The 3441-nt window shown below is 47.1% G+C and carries 3 protein-coding genes; all 3 read right to left on the bottom strand.

The features are described from left to right. Nucleotides 1-149: 149 nt before the first annotated feature. Nucleotides 150-902, bottom strand: coding sequence for an SAM-dependent methyltransferase (locus IM479_RS13550; RefSeq protein WP_287078255.1), 753 nt, complete (start codon nucleotides 900-902; stop codon nucleotides 150-152). A 60-nt stretch (nucleotides 903-962) separates the two neighbouring features. Next, complete coding sequence (gene thiO / locus IM479_RS13545) at nucleotides 963-2939, bottom strand: glycine oxidase ThiO (protein ID WP_287685118.1); 1977 nt, start codon at nucleotides 2937-2939, stop codon at nucleotides 963-965. 142 nt (nucleotides 2940-3081) lie between these two features. After that, nucleotides 3082-3441, bottom strand: a 360-nt coding sequence (locus IM479_RS13540; protein ID WP_287699458.1) for an RNA-guided endonuclease TnpB family protein, incomplete at its 5' end; no start/stop codon positions are given.

Genomic DNA, 3441 nt, shown 5'->3' with positions numbered 1-3441 from the left:
CCAAAAATGTCATAACCCTCATAATGACTGAATAGCTGAAATTACACCCGTCCAACACTGATTGGCGATCGCGATTTTGCCACCTGTTAAATCTCTGTTTCTGTCTGTATAAATTGTTACTTTTTGAAATGAGAATTGCTGCTTTTTTTCTAGACCGCTTGCAGAACATAGAAGGTATAACCATAGAAGTTGCTGAATTTCTCAAAAAGTTTCATCTCTTCTTCAGTTTCACGAATAACCGATTGGCTACTTGGGCTGATTTCCAGCTGCTCGATTCGTTCACGGAGAGGTTCATAATAATTTAGCCACCAAACTAGACTTGGCAGCCGATGGGTAGAAAGTACCTTAAAACCAGACCTATTAGCCCGAACGATATTCTCAAACTCATTACCCATCATAGGATAGGCGTTTTGCCAATAGGCCACAGCAGGCTCTGGCAGATCATCAGTAAACCAACTCATCTCCGAGATGACGGCAATAGCGTTGTTAGAAAGAAGAGGTCGCCAGATTTTAAGGGCCTGCTCAAACCCAAGATTATAAGCAGCCCCCTCAGACCAAAGCAGATCAACTGAACCCACTGACCAATCAAGTTTAGCCATGTCACCATGAATTGGAATGATTAAATGCTCAAGACCAAGCTGTTTTGCTCGGGTTTTGAGTTCGTCGATAAAAACCGACGAGGAATCCACTGCCATGACAGGGCTTTGGTAGTATTGTGCCAGCAGTAAAGCACTAGCACCACTTCCACATCCTAGATCGGCAATTCGCCGCTTGAGGGGCAAAATAGAGAGATTGCTCAAAATTTTTAGGGAGAAGTCAGAGTCACCTGGCCCTTTACGGTCAAGTCCACGGTGTAAATCAGTTAAAGCGGCAACATACTCAGTTTGATTGTCTGTAGTCATAGGGATTTTTGCTGGCTCTAATAGCTGAAAACAGCCAATTCCGGGCTTAAGATCACTGGGTTAGGCGATCGTTCCCGTCAGGGGGGAACTAGGACTAGCATAGGACTTAATCGGCATTCTTCCCGCTAAATAGGCTAAACGTCCCGCTTTTGCCGCCATTCCCATGGCTTGCGCCATCATAGCCGGATTGGCCGCCATAGCGATCGCACTGTTAATTAATAAAGCATCGGCCCCCATTTCCATGGCCCGGGCTGCTTCTGAGGGTGTACCGATCCCGGCATCTACCACCACGGGAATTTTGGCGGATTCGATGATAATTGCGATATTTGCCTCATTTTTCAGCCCCTGTCCCGACCCGATCGGCGATCCTAGGGGCATAACCGTGGCGCAGCCAGCCTCCTCTAAACGTTTGGCCAAGAGAGGATCGGCGTTAATATAGGGCAGTACGGCAAAACCTTCTTTAACTAATTGTTCCGCCGCTTGCAAAGTTCCGATCGGATCGGGTAATAAATATTTAGGATCCGGAATAACTTCGAGTTTAATAAAGTTATTGTCTTCCTGTCCCAATAATTTGGCCATTTCTCGCCCTAAACGGGCTACCCGAATCGCTTCTTCGGCCGTTTGACAACCAGCAGTGTTGGGTAACATCCAGATTTTCGACCAATCGATCGCCTCTGCTAATCCCTCATGACCGGGAGCGTTCGTTTGTACTCGTCTAACAGCAACGGTGACAATCTGACATTCGCTGGCAGTAATACTTTCCTGCATAGTGGTCAGATTGGCATATTTGCCAGTCCCAGTCATCAAGCGGGAGTGAAAGGTTTTCCCAGCAATGGTGAGGCGATCATTCTGGGGCGATAAAAGCGCTTGGGGTTTATTCTCAATAATAGTTAAGGACATAGGTGAAATAGTAACGGGTGATGGTTGATTAAAGCGATCGCAACGAAAATGAGTCAAAATCGGATCGGTTTTTTGATTAATTACTAGGTCAGCAATCAAGGAAGCAGTGACAGGAGCGAGTAAAATGCCGTTACGATAGTGACCGGTGGCTAAAATCAGGTTATCACAGCTACTACGGCCTAAAATGGGCAATTCATCCGGTGTACCCGGACGGAATCCCCACCACATTTCCTCGATTTCCCAGTCAGCTAAAGGGGGATAGAGACGGGTGGCCCGCTCAAAAAGGGTTTGCAGTCCTTGGGGTGTATTACCCGTTTGCCAGGCGACTTTTTCGGATGTGGCACCGATAATTAAACGACCATTGCGACGGGGAACCAGATAGGTTTGCGGACCGAATAAAACCCTAGCTAAGGTCTGGTTAGGGGGCATTTTTACTGCGGCCATTTGACCTTTGACGGGATGGATAGGGAGGGGTAATAGTTGACTGGCCCAGGATCCCGCCGCTAAAATGTAAATTTTTGCTTCTAATTCCCCAATTGAGGTATAAATACTCTTGACTTTTCCCTGCTTTTGTTGTAAGGCGTGGACTTCTATGCCTTGGCGAATTTCTACCCCTAAATTTTCGGCCGCTTGTTGCAGGGCAGTCACTAGCTGCCGGTTATCCACTTGTCCATCGTCGGGATACCACCAACCACCGATCACATCTTTACCTAGTCCGGGTTGGTAGAGGTGAACTGCATTGCTGTCTAACCAAATTTTATTAACTTCCTCGGTAGTAATAGGCTGATTTTGCTCGTAAACAGGAGCAAGAATACCACAGGGATAGTAACCGCTGTTTATACCCGTTAAATCCTCGATTTTGCGGCTCCATTCTGGATATAGCCAGCGCGATTGCAGACAAAGATCGAGAAAGGGACCCGGGGGAATCCCCTCCGCATGGGGGGCCAACATTCCCGCAGCCGCACGACTAGCGGCCTGAGCTATATCTCGAACTAGGAGGGTAACTTTTGCCCCGCGCAATTGCAAATCGACGGCGATCGCTAATCCGATGATACCACCGCCCACGATCAAAATTTCGCTAGTTGAGTTCTTGACACTCCCACCGCTAAAAGCGAGGGATTCTTGGTTCAACGACATGGCTTAAAAATCTAAAGGAAGTGTAACCTTGATCCTAACCCGCAATTAGTGACCCGAGAGAGAGGAGAAGTGATGCCACTGGCATAATTTAAGCTTAAGTTGACATCCTCACCGCCGTAAAACGGACGGCGATTCCCAAACCTCACGATTTGAGTTTCTGCTTCTTTCCCGAAGGATTTTTCGCACCTGCCGCCCCAGTTTTACTCTGTGAAGGTCTTATGGTCGCTCTACAGACTGACACCGCAAGCCCTGCGGCCAAAATGTTTTTACTGGCGTTAATATCTCGGTCATGGTGTGTCCCACAGTCTGGACAATCCCACTCTCGAACATTTAACGGCATTTTCTCAGCAATATACCCGCAATTACTACACCTTTTAGAGCTAGGAAACCATCTATCTACTTCGATGTAATTTCTCCCATACCAACGGCATTTATAGGCTAATTGTCGAGTTATTTCTCCCCAACTAACGTCAGATATTGCCTGAGATAATTTCGGGTTTTT

This window comes from Microcystis sp. M165S2 (assembly GCF_020245885.1).
In the GTDB taxonomy this organism is placed as follows: Bacteria; Cyanobacteriota; Cyanobacteriia; order Cyanobacteriales; family Microcystaceae; genus Microcystis.
The sequence above is the reverse complement of the archived record's forward strand: the minus strand, read 5'-3'. Positions and strand labels throughout refer to the sequence as shown.

Excerpts from the sequence above, each read along its gene's own strand:
- IM479_RS13550 (WP_287078255.1), bottom strand. The coding sequence starts at position 902 with ATGACTACAGACAATCAAACTGAGTATGTTGCCGCTTTAACTGATTTA.
- thiO (WP_287685118.1), bottom strand. The coding sequence starts at position 2,939 with ATGTCGTTGAACCAAGAATCCCTCGCTTTTAGCGGTGGGAGTGTCAAG.